This is a genomic window from Halobellus ordinarius, from assembly GCF_031823395.1.
GTDB lineage: Archaea > Halobacteriota > Halobacteria > Halobacteriales > Haloferacaceae > Haloquadratum > Haloquadratum ordinarius.
Genome location: NZ_JAVQKJ010000026.1, coordinates 1 through 794 on the forward strand (window position 1 = coordinate 1; position 794 = coordinate 794).

Genomic DNA, 794 nt, shown 5'->3' on the forward strand with positions numbered 1-794 from the left:
TTACACAGGTACCCGCGCCAGCGGGCCACCGAGGCATCCGTGAAATACTACCCGTCAGTGACTGTGACCCTCACTCCGGGAGGAGGACACCGGTAGCCGGGCAGTTTGACTGGGGCGGTACGCGCTCGAAAAGATATCGAGCGCGCCCAAAGGTTTCCTCACGCGAGTCGGAAACTCGCAGGAGAGCGCAAGAGCAAACGGAAGCCTGACAGTGATCTTCCCAACGAGGATCGCTGACGCGAAAGCGTGGTTTAGCGAACCAACGAGGCTCCAGGATGGGGCCCGTTGATGACAGAAAAGCTACCTTAGGGATAACAGAGTCGTCACCCGCAAGAGCACATATCGACCGGGTGGCTTGCTACCTCGATGTCGGTTCCCTCCATCCTGCCTGTGCAGAAGCAGGCAAGGGTGAGGTTGTTCGCCTATTAAAGGAGGTCGTGAGCTGGGTTTAGACCGTCGTGAGACAGGTCGGCTGCTATCTACTGGGGGTGTTTTAGGTACCTGCGCGGAACGCTCGTATAGTACGAGAGGAACTACGAGTGGGTGCCACTGGTGTATCGGTTGTCCGAGAGGGCAGATGCCGAGCAGCCACGCACCACGGGGTAAGAGCTGAACGCATCTAAGCTCGAAACCCACCGCAAAAAGAGGTACCACCGAGGATACTCGTAGAAGACGAGTTAGATAGACTCGGGGTGTACGCACCGAGGCAACGAGGTGTTAAGCCCGCGAGCACTAACAATCCGAGCCACACTCATACCACAGAGGACATTTCGAGTGTCTACCTGTGTTGGTGA

General features: G+C 57.1%; 1 rRNA gene. It reads left to right on the top strand.

Annotated elements, in window-relative coordinates:
- Positions 1 to 756: ribosomal RNA gene (locus RJT48_RS20595) — 23S ribosomal RNA — on the top strand; the annotation flags it as partial.
- Positions 757 to 794: the final 38 nt, after the last annotated feature.